Source organism: Rheinheimera sp. B2H12 (assembly GCF_059620065.1).
This window is the reverse complement of the sequence record NZ_CM184363.1, coordinates 667,375-693,508: the sequence shown is the minus strand read 5'-3', so window position 1 is coordinate 693,508 and position 26,134 is coordinate 667,375. Positions and strand designations below refer to the sequence as shown.

Genomic DNA, 26,134 nt, shown 5'->3' with positions numbered 1-26,134 from the left:
AGGTTCTTAAGGTTATTTTTTGATGGGATTTAATAATTAGAAAGCCGATTAGTTTCCTAATCGGCTCATAAAATTTGGTTGGGTCGTGTAATTCGTTTAAAGCGTTAAACCCAAGTCTCATCATTAAGTTTATACATATAGCCCTTTCCTCCAACTACTTCCCCGTGGACGCGCATTATAACAAAGACTCTAAGTTACTCCAAAAGTATTTTCCACTTCTGAACCTTCAGTAAACAGAGCTTTTAAGTCGTTGTCAAACTTAGATGACAATACATATCGAGAGTTCCATCTGGTAGCTTCATCTAAGTTACGCTTTGCTTCGCTAATAGAACCTTTTAAGCACTTAGCAAGGTGTCCAAAAGTGTTGGTACGAATCACATTGATTTAATTGAATATTAATGAAAAAGGACATCTTCAAGCAGGAGTTTTTGCATATGCTGTTTTCAATGCAAAAATGCAGTTTCGGATGCAACTTACTTACTGAGCAATTCTGAAGTCATCTAAACATCATGGTTTACTCTTAGTTTAGCTATGGGGTCATTTGTTAAAAACATTAATTTAATGAAAAAAACCGCTCTATACTACAGCTGTAATTAACAAAAAAAATTTACATAAAAAGCATTTTCAATGAATTTAAATGAAATAATACATTCACTTCGAATGAAGCACTCAAATATCTATTTCCAAAACAAATACAATTCATGTAGTATTTTTAACGGGTCTATAGGCAGATTTTTGAGTTGTGATTCGCAACTTGTGAAACAAATGTCCGATGGACACGCTTTAATCGGTTAGCTCGTCGAATCTCGATAGCCCAGCCGCGCATAGGAGTGCCTATAGACCCACTTTTAATTTAATCCGAAGAGAGAATGGATGCACACTCTTACAAAACTTCAATTACTGAAAAACTCCGCAACCAAACAAGATATTGCACATCTGTTAGACATCAAACCTTCGTTTCTAACTAGAACTTTATATATCGACCCACCTGACGAACTTTATAGAAGATTCGAAATACCAAAAAAGTCGGGAGGGACAAGAGAAATACTAGCTCCAAATAAAAAATTAAAAGACATACAGTCTCGGCTTTCTAATTTGCTAATGGATTGCAAGGCAGAAATATTAGAAAACACGAAAACAAAAAACTGCCTCAACCATGGTTTTGAAAGAGAAAAATCGATATTCACAAACGCCGAACTACACAAAAATAAAAAGTCACTACTAAATATCGATTTAAAAGACTTCTTTCCTAGCATTAATTTTGGACGAGTTAGAGGGTTCTTCATTAAAAACCACAACTTCAAATTGAATAAAAATGTAGCAACGCTAATTGCAAAGATCGCCTGCTATGATAATAAATTACCTCAAGGCAGTCCTTGCTCCCCTGTAATATCAAATTTCATAGCCCAGTCATTAGACATTAGACTGTCTAGAATCGCCAAAAAAAACAATGCTTCTTATAGTCGTTATGCAGATGATATAACATTTTCAACAAGAGAGCAGGCGCTAAGCAAATCAGTTGCATACGTAAAAGATGACATAATCCATATAGGGCGTTCAGTAAAACAAGAAATATCAAGATCTGGATTTTCAGTGAATGAGAAAAAAACGAGAATAGATCTTAATATTTCTAGACAAAGCGTAACTGGCGTCGTTGTCAATAAAAAGCTTAATGTTAAAAGTGAGTATTGGCGCAATGCTAGGGCAATGTGCCACTCGCTTTTTACTAGTGGCGCTTATACATATCTAAATGATAAAGGAGAAGTTGTCCAAGGTAGCATTCATCGTATCTATGGAATGCTTAACTTCATTGACTCTTTAGATAAACTGAATAACAAAAGGCCAAAAGGGCATATAAAGCCAATATATAAAAACGAAAGTCACACTATCGATAAATTTCCTTTACTAAATGTAAGGGAACGAAATTTTTCTAAATTTTTATTTTACAAAAACTTTCATGCCAACAAAGCGCCGATGATATTATGCGAAGGTAAAACTGATATAATTTATCTAAAGGAAGCATTAAGAAGCATTGGAAAAAATCACAATGAGCTCTGCGAAAGAAAGGCAGATAAACTTGAACTTCTCATCGATTTTCTAAAATATAACGACAGAACAAAGTATTTAATGGGACTATACGGCGGAACAAGCTATCTTAAAAATTTAATTCAAAATTACAATGAGAAAATTAAGCACATTAAATTCTGGAAACCTGAAAATCCTGTAATAATCCTTCTGGATAACGATGACGGTGCCAATGATATAGTTTCACTCATTGCAGGCACTAAAAACCATCCATTATACAAAAAAAACGATTATATCAGGGATGCCGATTTTGTACGCATAACTAAAAACCTCTATGTTATTTTCACTCCAAGAAATGATGTAAAGCACAAAACAACAATGGAAGACTTTTTCCCTCCTGATATTTTACAAATAAAAATAGGAAACAAAATTTTTAATCCTAAAAATGACACTGACACTAGCACCGAATATGGTAAAAATATATTCTCAATAGCTGTAGTACAAAAAATGAGAAAACAAATTGATTTCAATCTATTCAGCACAATTTTGAAAAGAATTGAGCTTGCAATTATTGACTACAGACTTAATAAATAATAATCAGAAAGGAGTTTTTGACCTTTAAAGAATCACAATAAATAATTTCAACAAATCAATGATTGATTAAATTTATTAATTATCTATTAAAAATCACGAATCAATCAGTATAAGTATTCATAGCTATCTTTACTACGCGGACAATGTTTCTAAGACTATTGAAGCTGTAGCTAGAACGAGCTTCGTGTCGTGACTTTTTTTAGGTATCGATAACTCAGTGATGTATCACAGCATAATGTGCTGGTGAAAAAGTATAGAGACAGACCACTGAGAGCATTTTTCAATTCGTTTTTTATTTGAGTTGTGTTATTTTTTATAGATATTCATTTATTAAATCACTGATATGAATGATTTTTACAAACTGATGGGTAAATGAATACTTCGTGAAATAGCATGAAATTAAATGGATTTTAGCAAGGATTTATTCAAGGATGGCAAGACGCGATCAATCAACTTTTCTCAACGACCTTTATTTCATCTTCAGTAAACTACCATGGTGGTTAGGTATCATTCTTGCGCCTGTCAGTTACTTCTTCATCAACAGTTTTGTTGTGATGCCAACACTTGATCCTAAACAACCTGTAGCGCACCTTTTTGACAGCATAGTTTATCAAGTTGCCAGTATTGCACGTTACGTTCTTCCAGCAGTGATCATGCTTGGATCCTTGAAATCAGCATTGAGCATGTTAAAACGTCTTTCATTAATCACTGGGGTACGGAATAACACTCATGTAGAAGCCAGCAAAGCACTCGAGAGAATCACCTGGTCAGAATTTGAAATGCTCGTTGGGCAGTATTTTAAAGAGCTTGGTTATAAAGTGGTAGAAACAGGAGGACGAGCCGATGGTGGTGTTGATCTGCGGTTACGTTCCGAAAATGACGAATTATTTTTGGTACAATGTAAGCATTGGAAAAGCAGTAAAGTTCCGGTCAATGTCGTCAGAGAAATCTACGGTGTGATGAAAGCAGAATATGCAAACGGTGCTTTTGTTGTTGCCTCTGGCGAATTTACAGCTGATGCAGCAACTTTTGCAAAAGGCAAAGCAATTGAGCTTGTTGACGGCAGGTTACTGCTTCATTCGATTAAAAACAGACTACAGATACCTGCAAACTTAACCAACCCGACTCAACTAGAAAGCAATTCACCGAACTTCATATTGTGTCCAATTTGTAATAGCCAGATGGTATTGAGAACAGCTAAGCGCGGAGCAAATGCCGGTAATTCCTTTTTTGGTTGTAGCAGATACCCTAGCTGTCGAGGCACAAGGCAGGCTGTAACTTAGGGGCCTGTCACAAATTGAAAATCAAACCCATCCGGTTTTCTGAACTGCGCCCCGTTGCTTCATCGATAGACAGACTTTTTTAAGTAGGCATATCAGTTTTTGCAAATATTATGTTCCTGACTTCTACACTAAACTTGCAGACAAGTATTTTGATGTTATGGCAGATTTAATTTCTCCAAGTAAAAGTAAAGAGCGAGCTACGGCCTGTTCCAGCTGCCACTGGTGCAGCCGTGTGATAATTTTCATGCGAACAGCCGAGCTTTTTATCTTGCCGTTCCGGCGTGAAGAACGTGCGCTGACAGCAGCAGCCACAACCGCCGCCGCTGTCAATAAAGGTTCTAATTACAACCTGAACTTCTTCACCATATCCATCAGATGGCTGGCCATGCTGGCCAGTTCCTGGCTGGCGGCGTTGGTTTGGTTGGCACCGGCGGAGGTTTGTACCGCTAAGTCTTTAATCGCTACCAGGCTGCGGTCCACATCGCGGGCGACGTGTGCTTGTTGCTCGGATGCCGTGGCAATCAATAAATTACGTTCATTGATATGGCTGATAGACTGGCAAATTTGTTCAAAGGCATCCCCTGCTTTATTTGCCATGGCAACAGTGTTATCGGCTAAGCCGGTGCTGGCCTCAATCGAACTGACGGCTTGCGCTGTGCCGAGGCGGATATGTTTAATCAGTTGCTCAATTTCGCGGGTCGAATTTTGCGTGCGATGTGCCAGCGCTCTGACTTCATCCGCCACCACGGCAAAACCACGACCGGCTTCGCCAGCCCTGGCCGCTTCGATGGCCGCGTTCAGCGCCAGCAAGTTGGTTTGTTCGGCCACAGCGCGGATCACATCCAGCACCTGACCAATGTTACTGGCTTGCACTGATAATTCCTGCACCAGCGCGGCAGAGGTTTGCATTTCCGTCGCCATTTTTTGCGTTTGCGCTATGGTCAACTTCATTTCATCCAGACTGCGGCTGGCCAGCAAATTGGATTGTTGCGATGCATCTGACGTGGATAAGGCATTTTGCGCCACATCTTCCACCGCCACCGTCATTTCAGTGACGGCTGTCGCCGCCTGTTGCAACTCGGCGTTTTGTAAATCCAGGCCATTTGAACTCTCAGAAGTGACAATACTCAGCTCTTCCGCCGCCGAAGCCAACTGAGTGGCAGTGCTATGGATTTGGCTAATGGTATCTTTTTGGCTTTGCTGCAAATGTTGCATGCCAGAGAACAGCAGCCCAATTTCGTTATGACTGTCATTGTCGATGCGGCCAGTCAAATCACCACTCGCCATCCGTTCAAAATGACTGCCCGCCAGTTGCAGCGGCGCAATCAACATACTCTTAATGATCTGCCAGCTCAAAAATAATGCCAGCACCGCCAGCACCATAAATACCACTGAAATCACTGTGGTGCCGGTATAACGGCTGGCAGCGGTTTTCATATATTCGGTGTTAGTGGTATTGGCCTGCTCGACAAATTGCTGTAACAAAGTTGCGACTTGCGAATTGGCATCCCGCGCCGCCAGATTGGCTGTGATATAACTTTGTGCTGTGCCGTTACTGAGTTCAAACGCGGTTTTTTCCACCGCCGCAAAATAAACATCAAAAGCCTGCTGCAATTGCTGCACCAGCGCTTTGTTTTCGGTCTTCAGGCCAATGTCAATAAAGGTGCTGAACTTCGCTTCAGCATCCTTTAACAGTTTTTCTGCCCGTTGCGCACTGATCTGGGCTTTATCGGTTTGGCCGTCCTGTAACTCAATAAAACCACCTGCCAGTGCCAACCGGCTACGCAAGGTCAAGCCATAGATATCGGTGATAGGGTTCACCTGTAACGCCGACAGTTGATACAAATCGATCATGCCCTGCTCACTGGCGCGGGCATTATTCCAGGAATACAGGCTGAGCGTCACCAAAGCGGCACTGAACAGTAATAAAATGGTAAAAATGATATTTTTCAATGAGGTATTTTTAAACATGAGACTTCCTGTGAGCTGGTTTCAGCATGGTTCAACTGGTAAGCAACAACGAAATACCTAAGCGCGCAGATAAAAATCTGCCACTTGTGGTGATTAGCGTTTCTTTACTATAGGCGACAATTTTCAAAATGCTGAATTTGTGTCGTTCAGGTACCAACTGATGTTACTGAAATGAGATCCTGACGAACCCGACAGGACCGAAGCGCGCTATTTTAGCCGCAAGCGATTGTAACTTGCTAATGCTTTCTTAGCCCTGCAGCGCAAAAGCAGCATTTGTCCCGATAATCATCTTATTTTTTGCCAAATAATTGCCTGACTCTGTAGCAGAGCAAGCAGCAGTCACAACCGTAAACGCTAAAAAAACCAGCGATCACCGACTAATTTTCCAGCTAAAACCACAATTCAGGACAAAAGAGACAAGCATTATTTGCCGATTTGCCGATCCTGCCACTAAACTTGCAGGGATAACCAGTGGCAGTCTGAACATTGCCACAGCATCTTTGCAGGAGAAACGTTTTGAAAATAACAATCTGTCGTACCGCTTTATGTGTCGTCAGTGCCATGCTGGCTCAACCGGCCGCCGCTTTTGAATGGGATCTGTATGGCAAACTTGAACTGCAAGCTCTGCATGTCGACAATGGATTGTATCGTTATGCCGATCAGGGCTGGCAAATTGAAGCGCCAAACAGCCGGCTGGGCTTTAAAGCCAAACAGCAACTGACCGACGATGTCGATCTGATTATGGTGTATGAGTGGCAGGTGAATGGCCTGGACAAAGCCAACAAAGATCACAAACTTGGTAGCCGCAATACTTATATTGGTCTGGCCGGTAGCTTTGGTGAAGTGTTTTTTGGTAAAAACGATACCCGCTTTAAAAAGTCTGAAGGCAAAATCGACTTATTTAACGAAAGCCTGAATGATATAGCGCAGTTAACACCAGGGCAGGATCGGCTGGAAAATATTATTGGTTACTCTTCACCAGTGATGATGGGCTGGCAGTGGTCTGCCACTTACCAGACTGGTGCCAGCGACGAAATTGCCGGCGGTTATGACTGGACTTTGAGTTATGGCGATGCCAGTTTTAAAACCCATGGCTATTATCTGGCGATTGGTCAAACCCATGAGCTGAATAATCTGGATGCCGAACGTATTTTATTGCATATGAAACTGGTCGACATGCTGCAAGGCACTTTATCCGGCGGCCTGATGTATCAAAAAAGCGAGCATATCAGCCGGCCACTGGAAGGAGATACGCTGATGGCCGAACTGGCTTTTGCCCGTGACAGCCTGACCTACAAGCTGCAATGGCAACGCGATGACAGTAAAATTCGCGCCAAAGAAACCGGCACCTTATGGAGTCTGGGCGTGGATTACACCCTGCAAAAAGATCTGACCATCTATGCGATGCTGTCAGATCTGGATTTTGTCAGCACCGATGACAATTCAGCAGCTGTTGGTTTTAAATACAATTTTTAACCGCAGGCAAATGCCTTAACCTGCTAATACCCGATTCCGGCCTTGTAGTTTGGCCTGATATAAAGCTAAATCGGCCTGTTGCAGCAATAACTGCAGTTGTTGTTGACTGCTCAGGTCGGTTGCGGCATCGGCCCTGATAGGGCCGCTACTACAGCCGGCACTGAAAGTGGCACTGATTTGTTCGCCATACCAGCTGAAGGTTTCCGCCATAAAACGACAACGGAGTTGTTCCGCCCGTTGCAGGGTGTGACTGAGATCGGCACCGGCAATCAGCAGTACAAATTCTTCTCCACCCCAGCGCACTGCACATTCTGCCGTGTTGCAGCTTTGATTAAGCAAGCTGCCAACCAGCACCAGCAGATGGTCGCCGGCAAAATGGCCATAAAAATCATTAATCTGCTTAAAGTGATCAAGATCGATCAGCACCACCCCTAGTTTGCTGGGCTGGTGCTGACTTAACCAGTGTTCCATGCCACGCCTGTTGTACAACTGGGTCAGTGGATCTTTATCTGACAACAGCTGGATCTGATCCAGCGACAAACGCAGGTGATGGATATCTTTGAAGGTGACAATATGCCAGTCTGGCAGACTGGCCTGTGGCAATTGCGAATAGGTTTTTAATTGCGCCCGCACTTCAAACCAGCGTTGCTGGCCATCAGCACAAGTAATCAGACCGGGCATCTGCACTCTGTCTTCGCCACTGGCTAACGCTTGTTGCACCGCCTGATGCCATTGTTGCAGCAGGTACTGCCGATGTTCAGACTGCGGATAAGCCCGGACAAACCAACTATGCATATCCGGTACATCGGCCAGCTGGTACCCCAATTCCTCGACAAATGCTTTGTTCAGATGCAAATGGCGGCGATTCATCTCTTGTCCGCTGACAGGATCCAATTCAGGTGCCGATACCAGCACCGGCACCGGGATCAAATCCAGCGAATGAAAAAAATAGCGCTGAAAATTATCCATGATGTCTTGTTCAGGCTGCTGCATCTTATCACCTCTTCAGCGGTTCCTGTTTGCACTGCGGCCATGCCGGCAGCAACGATCACCGGACCAGCACAGTGGCGGACAGGCAAGGGTGCTGGCATGGCTCTCGGAACGACACTCGGAACGACTCTCGGAACGACAAACACTGAGTATAACAAGATTCCAGCAATTGCCGGTGACAGCCACATAATTGTCATCGTGCATTGGCCTGTCTTGCTCTACAATTGCCGGCTGATTAAAATCCACATTTTTTGCAGGAAGTCTGTTGATGAATAAAAGTCTGGTTACCAATCTGTTAGCGTTACTGGCGATGGCTGCGGGCTGGCTGGCAGCTTTGCCCTGGCTCTGGACCATGGGGTTATTTGCTTTTTCCGGCGCTGTCACCAATTGGCTGGCAGTACATATGTTATTTGAAAAAGTGCCACTGCTCTATGGCTCAGGTGTGATCCCGGCCCGTTTTACCGAGTTAAAACAAGCCTTACACCGCTTGGTGATGGAGCAGTTTTTCAGTGTCGACAATTTACAGCGGCTGGCTCCTGGCGACGACAATTCCACTGCCAAACTGCAGTTGGGACCGGTGCTGGAAAGCATCGATTTAAGCCCGGCCTTTCATGCTTTGCTGGAGACAGTGCAAAAATCATCACTCGGCGGCATGCTGGCGATGTTTGGCGGCGCCCAGGTGTTATTACCGTTACAACAACCTTTTACCGATAATCTGCGTGCTTCATTGCTGGAAATGGCAGACAGCGACGCGGTGCAGCAACAACTGCAACAACAACTGACGTCAGCGGATAATCTGACGCAGTTGCAACCGAAAATCGCCGCGATAGTGCAAGCAAGACTGGACGAGCTGACACCTGAACTGGTGAAAAGCCTGATCCAGGATCTGATCCAACAACATTTGGGCTGGCTGGTGGTATGGGGTGGCGTGTTTGGTGCCGCCATTGGTCTGTTCAGTTTTGCGGTTGGTGCAAGGTAAGCCAAAAGTAAACAAGGCTGGCACCAGAGCGGCACCAGCCTGCTTTTTTAAGGCTCAATGGCGCTGATATGACTGCGCACCGCGATATAAGAGCCGGTCAGGCCAAGCGCAATGGCGATGGCCAATAAGATGCCGAATTCAGCAAAACTCAGCGACGTCAATTGAAAGTCACTTTGATACAACTGAGTTACTTTACCAATAGCGCCCGTTAACCACCACAACATCAGTTCAACCACCAAAAAGGCCAGTAAACCACCAAACAAGCCCAGCCAGATACCGGTATACAAAAACGGCCGCTGAATAAAGGCATCAGTCGCCCCGACCAGCTTCATCACTTCGATTTCAGTTTTTTTGTCCATAATCGACAAACGGATGGTATTACCAATCACCAACAAGGCGGCCGTCAGCAACAAGGCGGCTATGGTATAAACCGCTTGCTGCAACAACGCCATCATGGCAGCCAGCCGCTCCAGCCAACTGATATCTAGTTTAGCCAGCTCGACAAAACGCTCTTTTTGCAGTTTTTGCATCAAGGCTTCAGCCACTGCCGGTTGATTGATTTTTGGTGTCACCAGCAACACATCAGGCAGTGGATTGTCATCCAGAAACGCCAGCGCTTCACCAAAACCGGATTGCTGTTTAAATTCAGTCATGGCGGAGTCTTTATCAATCAACCGCACTTTGGCGACCTGACTATCAGCCTGTAAAATCGTCAGCAATGTGGCGACATCGGTTGGGCTGGCGTTGGTCTGCAAAAACAAACTGATTTCAAACGACTGATCATAACTGTCGCTGACCTGCTGCACGTTTTTCACCAACAGATGTAAAGTGGTTGGCAGTGTCATACTGACACCCAACACCATAATAGTGACAAAGGCCCACAAGGGGGAGCGCCAGAGTTCACCCAGGCTGGTAATGGCCTGACGCAGATGGGTCAGGAAAAACCGGCTGCAGCGTTGCAGCAAGCCAGGTTGCGCCGCACTGGCGCCAACCGCACGACCGGAAAATAACAAACTCACAGGCTCTCCTCCTGATGGGTCAGACCGTCGTTAATCATCCGGCCCTGTTTGAGCGTCATGGTGCGGTAACGCATGCGGGCAATCAGCCCCAAATCGTGGCTGGCAATCAAAACTGAAACGCCGGCATGATTAAAAGCTTCGAACATCCGCATTACATCTTTAGATAAATCCGGATCCAGATTGCCGGTCGGTTCATCTGCCAGCAGCAGCGGCGGTTTATTCACGATAGCCCGGGCAATCCCAACCCGCTGCGCTTCACCACCGGATAAAGTAGCAGGCAGACAACGGGCTTTATCCAGCAGACCGACCTGATCCAGCGCCGCATGCACCCGTCGCGCCATATCCCGGCCGGTAAAACCTTCAATCACCAGCGGTAACGCCACGTTATCAAACACGGTATGATTGGCCAGCAAGCGATGATCCTGAAAAATCATCCCGATATCACGCCGCACATAGGGGATTTGCCCGGCTTTCACTGCCGATAAATCAACACCGTTAATCACTACCCGCCCGGCGGAAGGCCGCTCTATCAGACTGATCAGCCGTAATAAGGTACTTTTACCTGCGCCGGAATGGCCGGTCAGAAAAGCCATTTCACCTTTAGCCAGATGAAAATTGACCCTGTCCAGCGCGGTAAAACCACCCGGATAACTTTTGCTGACCTGCTCAAAACGCAGCATAGTTAAAATTCCTTGTTAAACAGCGCCCGAATAAAATCCTGACTGTGAAAGACCCGCAAATCATCAATACTTTCACCGACGCCGATATAGCGGATCGGTAATTTAAACTGATCGGCAATGGCAAAAATCACCCCGCCTTTGGCCGTCCCATCCAGTTTGGTCAGGGAAATACCGGTCAGCTCCACTGCTTCGTGGAATAACCGCGCCTGACTCAGGGCATTTTGGCCGGTGCCGGCATCCAGTGTCAGCATCACTTCATGCGGAGCGGCGCCGTCAATTTTTTTCATCACCCGAACGATTTTTTTCAGTTCTTCCATCAAATGGGCTTTGTTCTGCAACCGACCGGCGGTATCGGCGATCAGTACATCAATTTTGCGCGCCTTGGCCGCCTGATAAGCATCAAAAATCACCGAAGCGCTGTCGGCCCCGCTGTGCTGGGCAATCACCGGAATTTGGTTGCGCTCGCCCCAGACCTGCAACTGTTCAACTGCGGCAGCACGGAAGGTATCACCCGCAGCCAGCATCACTGATTTACCCTGTTGTTTAAACTGCTGCGCCATTTTGCCGATGGTGGTGGTTTTGCCGACGCCATTGACGCCAACCATCAGAATGACAAAAGGCCCATCCGGATTGTCGACCTGCAGTGGTTTTTCCACCACATCCAGCAACTGCGCCATTTCCTGCTGTAATTTTTCATACAGACTGTCGGCATCTTTTAACTGGCGGCGATCGGCATGCTGGATCAGTTGCTTGATCAGTTTCTGGCTGGTGTCCACCCCGACATCGGCCATCAGCAGCTGAGTTTCTAACTCTTCGTACAGATCGTCATCAATTTTTTTACCAAGAAACAAACTGGCTAAGCCATTGCCCAGATTCTGGCTGGTTTTACTCAAACCTTGTTTCAACCGGGCAAAAAAGCCTGGTTTTTTCTCAGCAGGTGCTGAGGTTGTGGTGGCAGCTGTCACTGCGACCGGCGCCGGTATGGCAACTGGTGCTGGTGCTTGAATGGGTGCTGAAGGTGGAATTGCTGCCGGAGCTGGAGCTGTCACTGCCGTGACGGCAGTCGCAGCTTCAGCTTGGCCAGGTGCTGGTACAGTCGCAATGACAGCTGCTGCCGCAGTGATTTCAGTCACCTCAGCTGCCGTCGGTGCTACCAGCTCAGCCGCGGCTAACACTGGTGCCGCCGGTTCTGCCACAGGCTCAGGTACTGGCTCTGCAACAGGCGCCACCGCAGTGGCCAATTCGCTCTGACTGACGGCTGCAGGCATGATGACGGCTTCGGTCGCCGTCGTTGGCGCGACGGTTTCAGTCGCAGTCGCCGGTGTATTGGCTGGCTGGCTATCAGCGGCTGGTTTTTTACCAAAGCCGAGCCAGGAAAACAGTTTGTTAGGTTTTGTCATAGGGTTCGCTGTCAGAATTCAGAAACTCAGGTAAAATCGCCGCTTATACTATCACTTTTATTAATCAGGCATAAACTCCAGATGAAATCCAGCAGCAGAAAGCCCCCAGCCCCCAGCCATAACGGACCAGGTTTTGTCCGGATCATTAGCGGGCAGTGGCGTGGCCGGCGTTTACCAGTGCTGGATGCAGCGGGTTTAAGGCCAACCACAGATCGGGTGAAAGAAACTTTATTTAACTGGCTGATGCAGGAAACGGCAGGCCGGACCGTGCTGGATTGTTTCAGTGGCAGTGGCAGTCTGGCGCTGGAAGCCCTATCGCGTCAGGCTGAATTTGCCACTTTGCTGGAATTGGATAAAACCGCAGTACGGCAATTACAACAACATCTGCAGACGCTGAACTGCCAGCGCGCAGAGGTGATCCAGACCAACGCCCTGCAATATCTGCAACAACCTGCCAAACGTGTCTATGATCTGGTATTTCTGGATCCGCCTTTTCGCCAGCAGTTATTATTACCGGCGGCACAATTGCTGGAACAACAAGGCTGGCTGGCCGCAGATGCGCTGATTTATCTGGAATGTGAAAAGGAACTGAACCTGGCCAGCCTGCCAGCACACTGGCGCCTGTACAAAGAAAGTATCGCCGGCCAACTGGCTTACCGGTTGTATCAACGGCAGGACGTCAACACGGCTCAACCACCGGTAACGAGCAACCTGGTTTAGCGTCGACACCGGTGCCAGTTCCGGCACCGGTTGAGTTGACTCAGAGTTCCATGCCCAGATTGGTGACACCTTGTTCCTGTACCCAGCTTTTCAGCAGTTGCACTTCGGTGCGACCAAAACTTTGGATAGGTTGCACCAGCGCAATTAATTCGGCCAGGCAATCCATCTCGTAATGCATCAGTTCATGCTCACGCACCACTTTTTTCAACTCGGCTTCGGTGGTGATGTCCAAATCAGCAGATTCATGCTCAATCAGCCGCGCCACTGACGCCTGGGAGATTTTAGCCACGTCAATAAAATCAGTGCTGTCTTGCTGGGTGATACCGTTGAGCATGGTATCCAGCGCCGTCATCGCATCAAGTGCCGGATAAACACCAAACATATCAAAGTTATTCACTTCAGGTGTGATCAGTTCCAGCTCTTCCTGTAATTTATCAAAGTTGATTTTGGCACGGCGCACCTGCAGCCATTCCCACACCAGATCCAGCACATGCCGTGGCAAGGCCGCATCCCCAAACTGACTGACTTCGGCAAACAACTGGTAACTGGGGATCATTCTCTCCAGTAAAGTGGCCGCGATGGCCGCTTGCTGGTAAAACCCCAAACCGCGCATCAGCTGAAAATTATTGGCTTTCGAATTCATCAGGTATCCATTGTTGTCGCTGAATTTGCCCTGCGGGCAGCATATTTAAACTGGCGCCATGATACACCAAGGCGCCGCGCCAGAACCAGCAAGATGCTATTGCCCAAAATAATGACCCAAGCCGTTTAAGAACATCTGTACCGCAATAATCACCAGGATCATGCCCATCAACCTTTCCATCGCGGTCAGACCTCGCTCACCTAACACCCGGTGCAATAAAGGCGCAAACAGTAAAATGGCTGAACTGAGCGCCCAGGCGCCGACCAGCGCCAAGGTCCAATCCAGCATCTGGCCGGGTTGCTGATTAGCCAGCAGAATCAGCGCCGCCAGGATCGAAGGTCCGGCGATCATCGGCACCGCCAGCGGAAATAAAAATGGTTCTTCGCCTTCTTTTAAACCTGCCACGCCACCTGGTGGCGGAAAAATCATCCGGATGGCAATTAAAAACAAAATAATACCGCCAGCAATACTGACGGCTTCTTCTTTCACCCCCAATACACTGAGGAAACTCTGACCGCCATATAAAAACAACACCAGGATCAGCAAAGATAACAACAGCTCGCGGATCAGCACAAAACGACGGCGTTCGGGTTTTAAGTCTTTTAAAATAGCTACCACCACCGGCAAGTTGCCGAGCGGATCCATAATCAGAAACAACGTGAGCATCGCGCTCCATAAATCCACTGCCATCTGTATCAGCCCCTCGGGTATACTATGCTCATTCCAGTGTAATCTGTGTTCAGAATTCAGGCGAATCAATTTGTTGCGATCAGCATCCGCTGCTTGCACTGCCACTGCAGGAGTTTTTTGATGATGACAATCACCACACCGGCCTTGCTGTTTCCAGCCATTTCATTATTGCTGCTGGCTTATACCAACAGATTTCTGGTACTGGCGCAGTTGATCCGGCAATTAAACAACCGCGAAGGGGATCAGGTGCGGGATTTAGCCAAACGGCAAATCGTTAACCTGCGCCAGCGCATTGTGCTGATCCGCTCGATGCAACGTTGGGGCGTGATTAGTTTTATGCTTTGTACCTTGTCAATGTTTGGCTTATTTCTGAACTGGGAGTTGGTTGGGCAGCTGTGTTTTGGCGCCAGTTTAGCCAGCTTGTTATTAAGCCTGTTGATTTCTTTATATGAAATCCAGATTTCCTGTCATGCCATCAACATTGAACTGGAATCACTAGAAAATCGATAACTCAATATTTTATCAATCATTAGCCCTGCCAATTTGATAAAACTCAGCCATAGTTAACAGGTTCATTCTTCTGAGCTGAGTCTATGAGTCATACAGATTTTCTTTTCCAGCAGGATACCGCACTGACCTGGGCGCAAGATCCTGAACCTGAAATCGGCAGTCAGCAACCCTGGTGGGTGCTGATTGTGGATGATGATGAAAGCATCCATCAGATCACCAGTCTGGTGCTGCGTGGTTTTAGCTTTGAAGGCCGGCCTGTCCAACTATTACATGCCTACAGTGCCAAAGAAGCACGTAAGATGCTGGAACAGCAGCAAAATATTGCGGTGGCTATTGTGGATGTCGTGATGGAGACCAATCATGCTGGTCTGGATCTGATTAAAGCCATCCGTGGTGAGCTGCAACAACATCAAATCCGGCTGATTTTACGCACCGGCCAACCTGGCGAAGCGCCGGAAGAAAGTGTGATCCGCGATTACGATATTAACGATTACAAAAACAAAACCGAAGTCACCGCCATTAAGCTCAAAACCCTGTTGTATTCCTCGTTAAGGTCGTACCGGGATATTTGCATTATTGATAACAACAAAAAGGGCCTGGAAAAAATTATCGCCTCAACGGTCAGTTTTTTAGAATGTGAAAGTCTGACCGAATTTGCCTCAAATATTCTGGCACAAGCCGCCCATCTGCTGGGGCTTGATCATCAGCAAATTTATTGTTGTGCCGCCACCGGCGATCCAAAACAACAACATCTGTCGCTGGATATTATCGCAGCCAGCGGCCTGGATCTGAGCCACAATCCACAACTGCCGGCCGATGTGGTAGAAAAACTGACCCGAGTCCATCACCTGAAGCAGTCCTATCAGGGCGACGATTATTTTGTCGGTTATTTTACCACCAGCCGTGGTCTGGAAAATCTGTTGTATGTCAGTAAAGACAGCAAATTTGATCAGGTTGATCATCATCTGCTCAGTTATTTCTCCAGCAATATTGCGGTGGCCTATGAAAATATCCGGTTGCGCGAGCTGATTAAAGAGAGCCAGCGCGAGCTGTCTTATATCCTGGGCGAGGCGGTGGAAAAACGTTCGAAAGAAACCGGCAGTCATGTCAAAAGAGTAGCAAACTTCAGTTTTATGCTGGCACTGAAATATGGCCTCAGTCATTATGACGCGGAAAAAATCAAACTGGCATCGCCGCTGCACGATGTCGGTAAAATCGCCATCCCGGATTATATTCTGAATAAACCGGGTAAACATGATGCCGATGAATGGGCCATCATGCGCCAGCACGCCGAAATTGGTTATCAGATTTTGCAAAAATCACAAAACGAGATCTTGCAGCAAGGCGCAGTGATTGCCTATGAACATCATGAACGCTGGGATGGACAGGGTTATCCGCGGGGTCTGGTTGGCGAACAAATCCAGATTGCCGGTCGCATCACTGCCTTGGCCGATGTGTTTGACGCACTGGCCAGCGAACGTTGTTATAAAGCCGCCTGGCCAATGCCAAAAGTACTGCAGTATCTGGCCGATGAAAAAGGCAAACAGTTTGACCCTGTGCTGGTCGATATCTTGTTAAGTAACATCGACGAGTTTATTGCCATTCGTGATGCTTACCCGGATCATCAGGGTTGAGCAGGCACCGGCACCAGCGCCACAGTACGCTCAGTTTGCTGATACCGATTGATAAAGGCCGTGCAATCGGCCGCCCGATCCTGCCGGGTAATGGCCAGCGTCAGTTCACCAACGGTCAGGCCAAATTTATGTAAGGTGGAACGGTTAATCAACTGATCCGCATCAATCAGATACAACCAGTCTTTGACAGTGACATCAATATAATCCCCTTGTTGTGGAATTCTCAGCACATACTGCCAGTACAAGGTATTGCCAGCTAACTGGCCGGTCGCAACCCCTACCACATCTTCGGCACTGCCGCTGACGGCCCCATCGGCACTTTGTTGCAACCGCCAGTGTCTTTTATCGATACGGCCATCACTGAAGGTAAAAATCTCATACAGATCCCCTTCCATGCCACGCCATTGACCACAGAGTTCGGCGGTAAAACGCACCGACTGCTTACCTTGCCAATCGTGCATCACGCCAAAAGCCTGGCTGCTGCCCTGAAAAAAACCGGGCAAACTAAAAGCCGGCTGCAACGCTTGATAATCCTGCACCGACTGACTACAACCAAATAAACCCAGTAAACTGACCCACAACGCTGAACGACGCATGACTCCCTCCAGAAAAAAACTTTGATGACACAAGTACGCAAGCACAGGCTGGCTGGATCCAAAGTTGTCGCTTTACCGGACCTATTTGCAAAGCTAAGATGAAATACGCAGAAAGATCAGAACGTTAGAAAAATAATAAAAAATTTCAACATGCAGCAAACTAAATCCAGTGTAGCTTCGACCAATCAGCAACAACAAAACGACAGACCAGTAAATAACAATAAAGCGGGAAGCAGACCAAGGTGTTTAAACGCAGTGACGACAGCCTGATCCGACAGGCACTGGATGGCAATGAACGCGCCTGGCAACAACTGGTCAGTCGTTATCAGAGCATGCTGTATTGCTACAGCCTGCGACTGATGGGCAATGCTGATGACGCCCGCGATTTATTGCAGGATGTATTGCTGGTGTTATGCCGCAATCTGGCGCAGTACCGCGGCGACAGCAGCTTTAAAACCTGGTTATTTGGTATTGCCAATTACCGGGCTGTAGATATGCTGCGCAAACGCAAACCGATGCAGGATTTGGCGGATGTCAGCGATCAGCTCTGTGATGACAGCCAAAGCCAGGAGCAGCAACTGGATACTGTACAACGACAACAAGATGTCAGGCAGCAGCTAAAACTGCTGCCACCGGAACAACGACTGGTGGTGGAACTGCGTTTTTATCAGCAATTTACCTTTGACGAAATTGCCATGCAACTGGCCATTTCCAGCAACACCGCCAAGTCCAGATTTTATGCCGCTCTTGATAAACTGCGGCCGCAGTTGGAGGTCCATGATGTTGAACAATCAGCAAATTTTTGAAGCCTGGCTCGAAGGCTCTATCAGTGATGAACAATGCGCCCGGCAATTAACCCCGGACAGTGACTGGTATCAGCGTTTTATCAGCGCGCAAATGATCCGCCGGGATGCCAGTGCACCAAGGTTTGAGCCGATGCCAGACATAGATACCAGCAGCATGTTCCGGCAACAGTGGGGTCATCAGCGGCCCAGCCGTGGCTGGCAAAGCTGGTGGCCACAACTGAGTGTCGGTATGTCAGCGCTGGCCCTGATCATCAGTATTTCTCCGTTGCAGTTGCAACTGCAGTCCGGAGCTCTGGCTCTGAGCTGGAGTCAGCAACAGGACGAACAACAACTGAGCACTATGCTGGCCAGTTTCCAGTTAGAACAGCAGAAATATCTGCAACAACAACTGGCGATATCGCAGCAGCAACAAAGTAGTCAGTTGATTATGCTCAAAGACTATCTGTCTGAAAATGAACAAAAAGCCCGGCGCAGCGATATGGTCGAGCTAGTGGAATATCTCAATCAGCAACGTCAGGCCGATTGGCAGTACTGGCAGGACAATGTCCAGCCGAGCCAGGCCCGATTAAATTATATCCCGGCGGCCCAACCCAGCCGCGACAGCCACTAATGGAGTCTTGTTATGAATTTTAGCCGCCCTTTTTTCACGCTGACCGCCTTGTGTCTGCTGACGGCCACTCAGGCGACAGCTGCCAGCACCATCAGCCCGAAACTGAAACAGAATCTGGCCATCATGGAGAATATTCTGCAAACCTCGTTGAAACAGGATCAGCATGCGGGGATCAACCGGATTAGCCACAGCTATCTGGCTGGCCAGGGCGTGTTGTTCCGCACTGAAACCCGTGGCAATTTTGGTCACTTTTTCCAAATGATGCCAGGTTTACCGCCGATCCCGGACTTATCAACTATTACCAGCAATGCCAACAAAATGGCGCAGGTCGCCATGGCCGCCCAAAGTGGTAGCGTGTTGTCAGAAGAAGAAATCGATGCCATTGCCGATCAAGCGTCTGAAGCGGCAGAACAGATGATGGAACAAACTGAACAGTTGCAGGAACAGATGCGGGATTTACGCGATCAAACCCGTGATCTGGAACGGGATTTACGTGAGATAGAACGGGAAAAACGTGATATTGAATTTACCCGTAAAGTGGGTAAACAAGATGCCGAGCAACAAAAAAAGCTGAATGAGCTGAGCAGTAAAGAAACCGGTATCAAGCAACAACTGGCGCAGTTACAACAACAAACCGCCACTTTTAACAAAGAAATGCAAACCAAGCAGGCCGAACAACAAAAACTGGCAGCAGAAAAAACGGCCAGTTTAATCAGCAGCATCAGCCGAAATTTTGCGACCACTTTATGTGATTACGGCGCCAGTCTGCGCGAGCTGAACAATGATGAGTTTGTCTCTTTGCAACTGACCACAGACCATGGCCGCGACAGTAAAGATTTATATTGGCTGTTTAAAAAATCGGATATTCAGCAATGTGTGAGCGGTAAACTGAATGCCAGCGACTTGCTGAAAAAAGCCGATTATTATCAGTATTAAGCGCTTCAACCAAAGCGGGCGGTCCGCATGGATTTCACCGCCCGCTGTTTTTCTGGCTTGACAGTAACAGCCAGACTGAGTAAAAACGCCTCACTTGTACCGCCGGACTGTATTGATGACGACTGCTGAACTGTTGCCCCCTGATTGGCCAACCAAGGATGATTGGATTGAACAACTGCTGCCTGACTTTTATCAGCATGGTCTGGCCATCCTGCGACAAGCCGTGCCGGCGCCATTGTGCCGCGCTTTATTGCAGGAAGTGCAACAACATACCGATTTGCGCAGCGCTGGTGTTGGCAGACAGCAACAGCTGCAACTGAACAGCGACATCCGGCGTGATCAAACCGCCTGGCTGGATGGCAGTAGCCCGGCACAACAGCAATATCTGGCGTTGATGGCAGCACTGCAGATGCAGATGAACCGGCGTTGTTTTCTTGGCTTGACCCATCACGAATGTCATTTTGCCCGCTATCAACCTGGCGACTTCTATCAAACCCATCTGGATGCTTTTGTCGGCCGCTCCAACCGGGTATTAACCACAGTACTCTATCTGAATTCAGTCAGTGCTGGCGGTGAGTTGGTGATTTATAACGAGCAACAGCAAGAAATACAGCGGGTGCTACCAGAGGCCGGGTTATTGGTTGCTTTTGAAAGTGTGCGTTTCCCGCATCAGGTGTTACCAGCCCAGCAACAGCGCTTTAGCATCGCCGGCTGGTTTCGCAACGACTAGAGCACCGAACAGTTCAAAAAGCGAACAGCAGAGCTGACGAAAAAACTCGCAGGCAAGGCGGGCAAAATGAGCAATAGTCATTCTATTGCTCATTTTGCCCAACGCCGGATGCGTGTTTTTCCGGCGCTCCCGCAGGGCCGGGGCAAAATATCCTCATACGGCGTTAAATTCCTTCGGTTTAGTTCACTAAACCTTCAGAAATTTGCCTTGTCTGAGTCCTATTTTGCCCACGGCGGCTGCCGTTTTTTTAAACTGTTCGGTGCTCTAGAGCACCACTAAACCAGCGCTGGCGCTATTCATCGGCGCTGGCGACCTGTTATCACAAAATCTGCCCGCTTTGCATTGAGTTCCTTATACTGCTGAATATTCCTTGCAATTTGCTGACAGGCTGCTCACAGTCATGCAACCAAACAACAGTTCAGACGCCATCAAAGTCCAGGCAGGAGTAGCTGATATGCGTTTTTATCAACGATTGATGACAAACAGCTGGTTGCGGGACTTACGCTGGTTGATGCTGATTAATCTGCTGATTGCGCTGCTGTTATTTTTGCTCAATGCGGATGCCAGGCTCAGCGACCAGCTGATTTATGCTTATGTCATTGGCAGTTGTATCTGGCTGCTGGCCAAGCTGCTGGATAAACTGGTCGCAGCCTGGTTATCACCTTGGTTGATCCAACTGACCGCGGTATGTTGTGGGCTGTGGCTAGGCTTTCAATTGGTTGGCATACTCGGACTGCCAGCAGCCAATGTCAGTTGGTCTGCCTTAACCAGTCTGCACTGGCAGCAACTGCTGCAATCCCCTGACTGGCGCAGCCTGCTGGTCACGCTGCTGATTTGTAGTGCAGCCGCCGGATTTTTCCTGTTACGTTACCAGTCCCTGCAGTATCGCGCTGCACTGGAACAGGAAAAACGCCAGCGGGCCGAACTACAACAAGCTGAAACCTCAGCCCAGTTAAAGTTGCTGCAAGCACAAATTGAACCGCATTTTTTATTTAATACCCTCGCCAATGTGCAAGGGCTGATCACGGCAAATCCAGCCCAAGCCAAACATATGCTGGAGCAACTGAATATTTATCTGCGTGCCAGTTTACAGCGCACGCGCCGCCACATGGTGACCCTGGCCGACGAGCTAGAGCTGGTCGAAGCGCTGATTGGCATTGCCCGCATCCGACTGGGCGAACGTTTCAGTTATAGCTTGCAGATCCCCGCCGAACTGACCAACCTGCCCCTGCCGCCGTTATTGTTGCAACCCTTGGTTGAAAATGCCTTACGCCACGGTATTGAACCTATGCTGGCCGGTGCTGAACTGCAGATCATCGGCTGGCAACAACAAGGCATTTGTTATTTGCAGGTGAAAGATAATGGCCCGGGCTTGCCTGTCGGCGGCAACCAGACAGCCAATAGTGGCGGCGTTGGCTTGCTGAATGTGCGGCAACGGTTACATCAGCTTTATGGCGCAACCGGGCGGCTGCAACTCAGTACCGGTCCTCAGGGAGGCTTTATCGCCGAATTACAACTACCGCTGCACCATATCGCAGTGACCGCATAAACAAAGCGCCAAGCCGCAGTGAACAACGGAGCACAACTTTGATGGCAGAAACAGGGATGGTACGGGCAATTCTGGCCGATGATGAGCCGGTGTTGCTGGATTATTTACAGCAAAAACTCAGCCAGTACTGGCCGGCATTACAGATAGTCGCCACTGCCAACAATGGCTTGGCAGCACTTGCGCTGATCCGGCAACATCAACCTGAGCTGGTGTTGCTGGATATTCAGATGCCGGGGCTGACCGGCTTGCAGGTTGCGGCGCAACTGGCTGAACCCCAGCCCGGTCAGCCGCTTTGCCATAGTCGGTGGGTGTTTATTACTGCTTATGATGATTATGCGATACAAGCCTTTGAGCAGGCAGCGCTGGATTATCTGCTCAAACCTGTCACTGATGAACGGCTGCAACATTGTATCCGTCGGTTGCAAGCCACTTTTGCCCACCAACCACAACTGCAAGCGCCGCTGCAGTTACAACAACAATTGCAGCAGTTGTTGCAACAACTGCAGCCAGCGGTCGCCCCGCTGCAATGGTTTCATGTCGGGCTGGCGCAGCAAACCCGGCTGGTTCATCTGTCGGAAGTGCTGTTTTTTCAAGCGTGCGATAAATATACCGAATTAGTCACCCGCCATGAGCGGCACTTACTCAGAATGTCACTAAAGACCTTATTACAAAAACTGCCGCAGGATCAGTATGTACAGGTCCACCGCGCTTATCTGGTGGCGTTGGCAGCAGTGCGGCATATCGAAAAAGACATTTTTGGCCGTCAGCATATCCACCTGAAAGATCACCCACAGTTGCTGCCATTAAGCCGTAACTATGCCGGTCAGTTTAAACAGATGTAGCGAGCGCGGTTTTAGTGAACACTTTGGTGTTGTGATCCACCCATTCAAATCTAAGCAAAATCAACATATTGATATGTTAATTTAATCGTCGGATTCGACCCGGCGTTTGCACTGGGGCAGCCCAACGCTTGGCGTCCAACGCTTGGCGTCCAACGCGTGGCGTCCAACAGGCAACATAGATAAGGTTGCTATTAGGCATGTTGGACTGCCACAACTGGGGTGGCACTCGGGCTGATCAGAGCTATGCTGTGATGCTCAGCAGGGGCCGCCACTTGCTCGGCTTGATGGATCAAGGCCAGCAGGGCGACAGTGGCAGTGGCATCGGCTTCGGCGCGATGATGTGAAGTCAATGGAATAGCAAAATGCGCTGATAAAGCCGCCAGCCCGTAAGATGCGAGTCCAGGATAACAACGCCGCATCTGCACCACAGTACAGAGTTTACTGGGCCCCAGGCTATATCCACAGCGCTGCAATTCAGCCCGGACAAAGCCGTAATCAAAATTCACGTTATGGGCCACAAAAATGCTGTCTGCCAGAAAAGCAGACAATTCGTCGGCAATCTGCGCAAAACGTGGGGCATGTTGCAGCATCTGGGGCGTGATCCCCGTCAGCCGGGTAATAAAACCAGGCAAGCGCCGCTCTGGATCGAGCAAATAACAACAGCGGTCAATAATAACGCCACGCTGCACCTTTAACGCCGCAATTTCAATAATCCGGTCCTGCTCAGGCCGGCCCCCAGTAGTCTCGACATCGACCACGACATAACAACGATCCGGATCGGCCCACCAATCGACTTTGACCAATTGCACCGACAGACCAAGTTGGCGCATCGTCAACATTTTACTCAACTGATTGCGCCGCACTGAATCGCCGCGCGCTTTTAACTCCACAAAGCGGAGCTCGCCACTCTCAGAAACCAGACAGAGATCCGGAAAACCATGGCTGTAACGGCGAAAATCTGTTGCCATTTGCCTTAATAAGGTCGCAAGCGCCGATCCGGGCAAGCCGCGCAATAATAATGGCAGTTGTTCGGCCAGCTCAGGCCGCCAGTTAAACACGGCATTGGGCAGCGGGTAAAACTGCGTCAGATTTTGCAATAACAGTTGGATGGCCTGTTCCGGCTGCAGCAGCAGTTGCAGTTTTTGTTCAATAGCTGCAGCTTGCCGGCGATAAAACCCACCACTGGTTAAATCACGGGGACGTTTTTCAAACTCATTATAAATAGCGCTGTCGGCGGACAAAAACAGTTCCTGCCAGAACAATAAGCCAAATAAAGCCTGCCACAGTTGATTTTCAGCCTGAAAAGCCTGCCAACCCTGCTGCAGATAATAGCGGCAGGCCCCCGCTTCCGTCTGGCCTTGCCACAGTTCATCCAGCCGGATTGAACTGGCCTGCTGCAGCATCTGAGTGAGATCAGAGTGGCTTTGCTGACCAAATTTTCGGCTGGAAAAATCATGCGCAAACCAGTATTCATCATCACAACATGGATCTTGCTGCATTTGTTGCAGCAGTTGCTGTAGCGCAGCCAGATACTGAGGTTGCTGGCGCCTGGCATAATACAACCTCACCAGGCGCTCGGAAGCCGGATAAGCCCGGCAGTGTTGATAAAACCGGATAGCCAGCAGCGCATCACCCTGTTTCTCCGCTAACCGGCCCAGTTTTTCACACAACTGTTCAAGGACGAGTTGATTACGCTCATCCAGTGCTGCCGGCCAGTCAGCCAGTTGCCGCTGCCAGTTCAGCAGGGCTTGTTGCTGCTGCTCAGCTGCAAGTTTGGGCCATTGCAGTTGTAATTGGCGGAATTCATGTTGCAAGCTGGCATAAAAAAATGCCTGTTGCGCCAGTTCAGGTTCAGTATATCGGGCGCGATAACTGCTTTTAAAATTGCTATTTTGCTGCAGGCCGAGATCACGCAGCGTAAAAGCACTGAGGTTATTTTCAATCCGGCCAAAAAACAAAAAATAACCGTACTGGAGAGTCTGTTGCTGCCTTAGTACCACAGTCGGCGTGATCGCCTGTAACCAGCCAGTTTCAAGCGGCATCAAACCGGCAATCTGCGCCACTAACTGCGAACGGTTGGCGGTTTTTTTCAGGGCAGTCATGGCTGTCGAACTGCTCTCAGTGTGCAGTAGTTGCAGCAACTGTTGCAGTTCAGGTTTAGTGGCCCGCTGCAGCCAATGCCAGCAATCGTCTTCAGTTTCCAGCGCAGCAATCAAGCCAGCTTGCTGTAAAGCTGCCAAGGCCGCAGCCTGATCCGGTACTTCAGGGTACTGAATATCCGCTAGGGCAAACGCCGGCCCCTTGCGATTCAGTAACCGCACCCATAACCTTTGCGCAGCCAGCGGTAAATGCATAAAGGCTTGTGCCAGTTGGCAAAATTCGTCGGTCAGCACAGGCTGATAATGCAATTGCAGATGGCGTAATAATTCGTTGAAATGCTGCAGATAATAATCTGCCGGTAACAGCGGTAAGGTTTTGGCCATCCGATACCCCGACCATAGGCTCTGTTCGATAGCATTGAGCTTAGCAAACAACTGTATATTTAACCAGCCATTTATCGTCTTTGCCAGCCAAAGTGGTAATGCGCCGCCAGACCCGCCGCAACATTCAGCAACACTTTGCCCGCCTGCGTTGCTTGCGACGGCCTGTGCCTGGCATGTATGCTGGTTTTTCATCCACAGCTGCCAGCTGCAGTGCTGGCTTCGTTGCAAGGTCATTCTTATGCTCAATACCAAACATCTGCTGGAACAACTGTTGCAATCAGGCAGCGCATTGCTAAAACAACAAAACCCGGCTCAACAGCCAATAGCAAGTTCAGGTGCTGGCGGTCATGCCGGCACGGGCTCAAGCCTGTTGCAACAAGTCAGCGGTATGCTCAGTGGTAAGGGCGGCGCCGCACTGGCAGGTGGAGCCCTGGGTTTGTTACTTGGCAGCAAAAGTGGCCGCAACATCGGCGGCAAAGTGCTGACTTATGGTGGTCTGGCGGCACTCGGTACCCTGGCCTACCAGGCATTGAAGAATTATCAGCAGCAACAAGCCACCGCAGTTGCACCACAACCGCTTGAGCAGTTATCTGCTCCCCAGCAGGAACAGCATTGCCAGGTCCTGCTGTGCGCATTAATTGCTGCCGCCAAAGCCGATGGTCATATTGATGCCCGTGAACGTGGTCTGATCGATGCTGAAATTGCCAAACTGACCGCCGATACCAGGGTACAACAATGGGTCGACAGTGAACTGCAAAAACCACTGGATCCGGCCGAGATAGCCGCCTTAGCCACGGATCAGAGCATGAAAGCAGAAATTTATCTGGCCAGTTTATTGGTAGTCGATGAAGAAAATTTTATGGAAAAAGCTTATCTGCAGGAGTTGGCGCGGCAGATGCAATTAGATCCGGCGCTGCAAACGGCCTTACGCCAGCAGGTACAACAAGCTATCGCTGCCAGCTAGTCTG

The 26,134-nt window shown here is 48.4% G+C and carries 23 protein-coding genes; 14 read left to right on the top strand and 9 right to left on the bottom strand.

All coding sequences use genetic code 11. The features are described 5' to 3' along the window. Positions 1-873 precede the first annotated feature (873 nt). Both AC53GJ_RS03060 and AC53GJ_RS03055 read left to right on the top strand, forming a co-directional pair. Positions 874-2,619, top strand: a complete 1,746-nt coding sequence (locus AC53GJ_RS03060; protein WP_496731067.1) for a retron Ec67 family RNA-directed DNA polymerase/endonuclease — start codon at positions 874-876, stop codon at positions 2,617-2,619. 431 nt (positions 2,620-3,050) lie between these two features. Next, on the top strand, positions 3,051-3,902 hold the full coding sequence (locus AC53GJ_RS03055; protein ID WP_496731066.1) for a restriction endonuclease: 852 nt from the start codon (positions 3,051-3,053) through the stop codon (positions 3,900-3,902). 342 nt (positions 3,903-4,244) lie between these two features. Here the strand turns inward: AC53GJ_RS03055 and AC53GJ_RS03050 are convergent, their stop codons facing one another. Beyond that, entirely contained in the window at positions 4,245-5,873 is a 1,629-nt protein-coding gene (locus tag AC53GJ_RS03050) for a methyl-accepting chemotaxis protein (RefSeq protein ID WP_496731065.1), read from the bottom strand. Between the two features lie 516 nt (positions 5,874-6,389). Between AC53GJ_RS03050 and AC53GJ_RS03045 the strand changes: the two genes are divergently transcribed. Next, positions 6,390-7,349: a porin gene (locus tag AC53GJ_RS03045; RefSeq protein ID WP_496731064.1), complete on the top strand. Its 960-nt coding sequence runs from the start codon at positions 6,390-6,392 to the stop codon at positions 7,347-7,349. A 15-nt stretch (positions 7,350-7,364) separates the two neighbouring features. On the opposite strand, the gene AC53GJ_RS03040 is transcribed toward AC53GJ_RS03045, so the two are convergent. Next, a complete protein-coding gene (locus AC53GJ_RS03040; RefSeq protein WP_496731063.1) occupies positions 7,365-8,342 on the bottom strand; it encodes a sensor domain-containing diguanylate cyclase in 978 nt (325 codons plus the stop codon). A gap of 265 nt (positions 8,343-8,607) precedes the next feature. On the opposite strand from AC53GJ_RS03040, the gene AC53GJ_RS03035 reads away from it, so the two are divergent. After that, complete coding sequence (locus tag AC53GJ_RS03035; RefSeq protein ID WP_496731062.1) at positions 8,608-9,318, top strand: DUF445 domain-containing protein; 711 nt, start codon at positions 8,608-8,610, stop codon at positions 9,316-9,318. A 47-nt stretch (positions 9,319-9,365) separates the two neighbouring features. Here the strand turns inward: AC53GJ_RS03035 and ftsX are convergent, their stop codons facing one another. From ftsX to ftsY, 3 genes are read right to left on the bottom strand one after another with little or no spacing between them, the layout of a single operon-like run. Next, a complete protein-coding gene (gene ftsX / locus AC53GJ_RS03030; protein ID WP_496731061.1) occupies positions 9,366-10,337 on the bottom strand; it encodes a permease-like cell division protein FtsX in 972 nt (323 codons plus the stop codon). After that, on the bottom strand, positions 10,334-11,017 hold the full coding sequence (gene ftsE, locus AC53GJ_RS03025; RefSeq protein WP_496731060.1) for a cell division ATP-binding protein FtsE: 684 nt from the start codon (positions 11,015-11,017) through the stop codon (positions 10,334-10,336). Before ftsE ends, ftsX begins: the two co-directional genes overlap by 4 nt. Before the next feature lie 2 nt (positions 11,018-11,019). Continuing rightward, on the bottom strand, positions 11,020-12,417 hold the full coding sequence (gene ftsY, locus AC53GJ_RS03020; RefSeq protein ID WP_496731059.1) for a signal recognition particle-docking protein FtsY: 1,398 nt from the start codon (positions 12,415-12,417) through the stop codon (positions 11,020-11,022). An 81-nt stretch (positions 12,418-12,498) separates the two neighbouring features. Here ftsY and rsmD point away from each other — a divergent pair, with 81 nt between their 5' ends. Beyond that, positions 12,499-13,137, top strand: coding sequence for a 16S rRNA (guanine(966)-N(2))-methyltransferase RsmD (rsmD, locus tag AC53GJ_RS03015; RefSeq protein ID WP_496731058.1), 639 nt, complete (start codon positions 12,499-12,501; stop codon positions 13,135-13,137). Positions 13,138-13,177: 40 nt separating this feature from the next. On the opposite strand, the gene AC53GJ_RS03010 is transcribed toward rsmD, so the two are convergent. Beyond that, the gene (locus AC53GJ_RS03010) at positions 13,178-13,780 is read right to left on the bottom strand and encodes a YjaG family protein (RefSeq protein ID WP_496731057.1); all 603 of its coding nucleotides are present in this window, start codon (positions 13,778-13,780) and stop codon (positions 13,178-13,180) included. Positions 13,781-13,876: 96 nt separating this feature from the next. Then, positions 13,877-14,470 carry a YhgN family NAAT transporter gene (locus AC53GJ_RS03005; RefSeq protein WP_496731056.1) on the bottom strand — a complete coding sequence of 198 codons (594 nt, stop codon included), beginning with the start codon at positions 14,468-14,470 and terminating at the stop codon, positions 13,877-13,879. Between the two features lie 120 nt (positions 14,471-14,590). Here AC53GJ_RS03005 and AC53GJ_RS03000 point away from each other — a divergent pair, with 120 nt between their 5' ends. Both AC53GJ_RS03000 and AC53GJ_RS02995 read left to right on the top strand, forming a co-directional pair. Further along, on the top strand, positions 14,591-14,980 hold the full coding sequence (locus AC53GJ_RS03000) for a DUF2721 domain-containing protein (RefSeq protein ID WP_496731055.1): 390 nt from the start codon (positions 14,591-14,593) through the stop codon (positions 14,978-14,980). Between the two features lie 83 nt (positions 14,981-15,063). After that, a complete protein-coding gene (locus tag AC53GJ_RS02995) occupies positions 15,064-16,614 on the top strand; it encodes a DUF3369 domain-containing protein (protein WP_496731054.1) in 1,551 nt (516 codons plus the stop codon). Here AC53GJ_RS02995 and AC53GJ_RS02990 read toward each other — a convergent pair. Continuing rightward, on the bottom strand, positions 16,605-17,210 hold the full coding sequence (locus tag AC53GJ_RS02990; protein WP_496731053.1) for a DUF3833 family protein: 606 nt from the start codon (positions 17,208-17,210) through the stop codon (positions 16,605-16,607). The genes AC53GJ_RS02995 and AC53GJ_RS02990 overlap by 10 nt on opposite strands. Positions 17,211-17,452: 242 nt before the next feature. Here AC53GJ_RS02990 and AC53GJ_RS02985 point away from each other — a divergent pair, with 242 nt between their 5' ends. From AC53GJ_RS02985 to AC53GJ_RS02960, 6 genes are all read left to right on the top strand, one after another. Further along, positions 17,453-18,016: an RNA polymerase sigma factor gene (locus tag AC53GJ_RS02985; RefSeq protein WP_496731052.1), complete on the top strand. Its 564-nt coding sequence runs from the start codon at positions 17,453-17,455 to the stop codon at positions 18,014-18,016. Continuing rightward, entirely contained in the window at positions 17,988-18,626 is a 639-nt protein-coding gene (locus AC53GJ_RS02980) for a hypothetical protein (RefSeq protein WP_496731051.1), read from the top strand. Before AC53GJ_RS02985 ends, AC53GJ_RS02980 begins: the two co-directional genes overlap by 29 nt. Positions 18,627-18,638: 12 nt before the next feature. Then, the gene (locus tag AC53GJ_RS02975; RefSeq protein WP_496731050.1) at positions 18,639-19,562 is read left to right on the top strand and encodes a hypothetical protein; all 924 of its coding nucleotides are present in this window, start codon (positions 18,639-18,641) and stop codon (positions 19,560-19,562) included. Positions 19,563-19,677: 115 nt separating this feature from the next. After that, on the top strand, positions 19,678-20,292 hold the full coding sequence (locus AC53GJ_RS02970) for a 2OG-Fe(II) oxygenase (RefSeq protein ID WP_496731049.1): 615 nt from the start codon (positions 19,678-19,680) through the stop codon (positions 20,290-20,292). Positions 20,293-20,746: 454 nt separating this feature from the next. Next, complete coding sequence (locus tag AC53GJ_RS02965) at positions 20,747-21,841, top strand: sensor histidine kinase (protein WP_496731048.1); 1,095 nt, start codon at positions 20,747-20,749, stop codon at positions 21,839-21,841. A 41-nt stretch (positions 21,842-21,882) separates the two neighbouring features. Continuing rightward, entirely contained in the window at positions 21,883-22,683 is an 801-nt protein-coding gene (locus tag AC53GJ_RS02960; protein WP_496731047.1) for a LytR/AlgR family response regulator transcription factor, read from the top strand. Between the two features lie 191 nt (positions 22,684-22,874). Here AC53GJ_RS02960 and AC53GJ_RS02955 read toward each other — a convergent pair whose 3' ends face one another. Further along, on the bottom strand, positions 22,875-25,166 hold the full coding sequence (locus tag AC53GJ_RS02955) for an exonuclease domain-containing protein (protein ID WP_496731046.1): 2,292 nt from the start codon (positions 25,164-25,166) through the stop codon (positions 22,875-22,877). A 238-nt stretch (positions 25,167-25,404) separates the two neighbouring features. Between AC53GJ_RS02955 and AC53GJ_RS02950 the strand changes: the two genes are divergently transcribed. Continuing rightward, positions 25,405-26,130: a tellurite resistance TerB family protein gene (locus AC53GJ_RS02950; protein WP_496731045.1), complete on the top strand. Its 726-nt coding sequence runs from the start codon at positions 25,405-25,407 to the stop codon at positions 26,128-26,130. The last annotated feature ends 4 nt before the right edge of the window (positions 26,131-26,134 follow it).

Excerpts from the sequence above, each read along its gene's own strand:
- ftsE (WP_496731060.1), bottom strand. The coding sequence starts at position 11,017 with ATGCTGCGTTTTGAGCAGGTCAGCAAAAGTTATCCGGGTGGTTTTACC.
- AC53GJ_RS03000 (WP_496731055.1), top strand. The coding sequence starts at position 14,591 with ATGATGACAATCACCACACCGGCCTTGCTGTTTCCAGCCATTTCATTA.
- AC53GJ_RS03010 (WP_496731057.1), bottom strand. The coding sequence starts at position 13,780 with ATGAATTCGAAAGCCAATAATTTTCAGCTGATGCGCGGTTTGGGGTTT.
- AC53GJ_RS02970 (WP_496731049.1), top strand. The coding sequence starts at position 19,678 with ATGACGACTGCTGAACTGTTGCCCCCTGATTGGCCAACCAAGGATGAT.
- AC53GJ_RS02975 (WP_496731050.1), top strand. The coding sequence starts at position 18,639 with ATGAATTTTAGCCGCCCTTTTTTCACGCTGACCGCCTTGTGTCTGCTG.
- AC53GJ_RS03060 (WP_496731067.1), top strand. The coding sequence starts at position 874 with ATGCACACTCTTACAAAACTTCAATTACTGAAAAACTCCGCAACCAAA.
- AC53GJ_RS02990 (WP_496731053.1), bottom strand. The coding sequence starts at position 17,210 with ATGCGTCGTTCAGCGTTGTGGGTCAGTTTACTGGGTTTATTTGGTTGT.
- AC53GJ_RS02955 (WP_496731046.1), bottom strand. The coding sequence starts at position 25,166 with ATGGCCAAAACCTTACCGCTGTTACCGGCAGATTATTATCTGCAGCAT.
- AC53GJ_RS03040 (WP_496731063.1), bottom strand. The coding sequence starts at position 8,342 with ATGCAGCAGCCTGAACAAGACATCATGGATAATTTTCAGCGCTATTTT.
- AC53GJ_RS03050 (WP_496731065.1), bottom strand. The coding sequence starts at position 5,873 with ATGTTTAAAAATACCTCATTGAAAAATATCATTTTTACCATTTTATTA.
- AC53GJ_RS03055 (WP_496731066.1), top strand. The coding sequence starts at position 3,051 with ATGGCAAGACGCGATCAATCAACTTTTCTCAACGACCTTTATTTCATC.
- rsmD (WP_496731058.1), top strand. The coding sequence starts at position 12,499 with ATGAAATCCAGCAGCAGAAAGCCCCCAGCCCCCAGCCATAACGGACCA.
- AC53GJ_RS02965 (WP_496731048.1), top strand. The coding sequence starts at position 20,747 with ATGCGTTTTTATCAACGATTGATGACAAACAGCTGGTTGCGGGACTTA.
- AC53GJ_RS02995 (WP_496731054.1), top strand. The coding sequence starts at position 15,064 with ATGAGTCATACAGATTTTCTTTTCCAGCAGGATACCGCACTGACCTGG.
- AC53GJ_RS02960 (WP_496731047.1), top strand. The coding sequence starts at position 21,883 with ATGGCAGAAACAGGGATGGTACGGGCAATTCTGGCCGATGATGAGCCG.
- AC53GJ_RS03005 (WP_496731056.1), bottom strand. The coding sequence starts at position 14,470 with ATGGCAGTGGATTTATGGAGCGCGATGCTCACGTTGTTTCTGATTATG.
- ftsY (WP_496731059.1), bottom strand. The coding sequence starts at position 12,417 with ATGACAAAACCTAACAAACTGTTTTCCTGGCTCGGCTTTGGTAAAAAA.
- AC53GJ_RS02980 (WP_496731051.1), top strand. The coding sequence starts at position 17,988 with ATGATGTTGAACAATCAGCAAATTTTTGAAGCCTGGCTCGAAGGCTCT.
- AC53GJ_RS02950 (WP_496731045.1), top strand. The coding sequence starts at position 25,405 with ATGCTCAATACCAAACATCTGCTGGAACAACTGTTGCAATCAGGCAGC.
- AC53GJ_RS03035 (WP_496731062.1), top strand. The coding sequence starts at position 8,608 with ATGAATAAAAGTCTGGTTACCAATCTGTTAGCGTTACTGGCGATGGCT.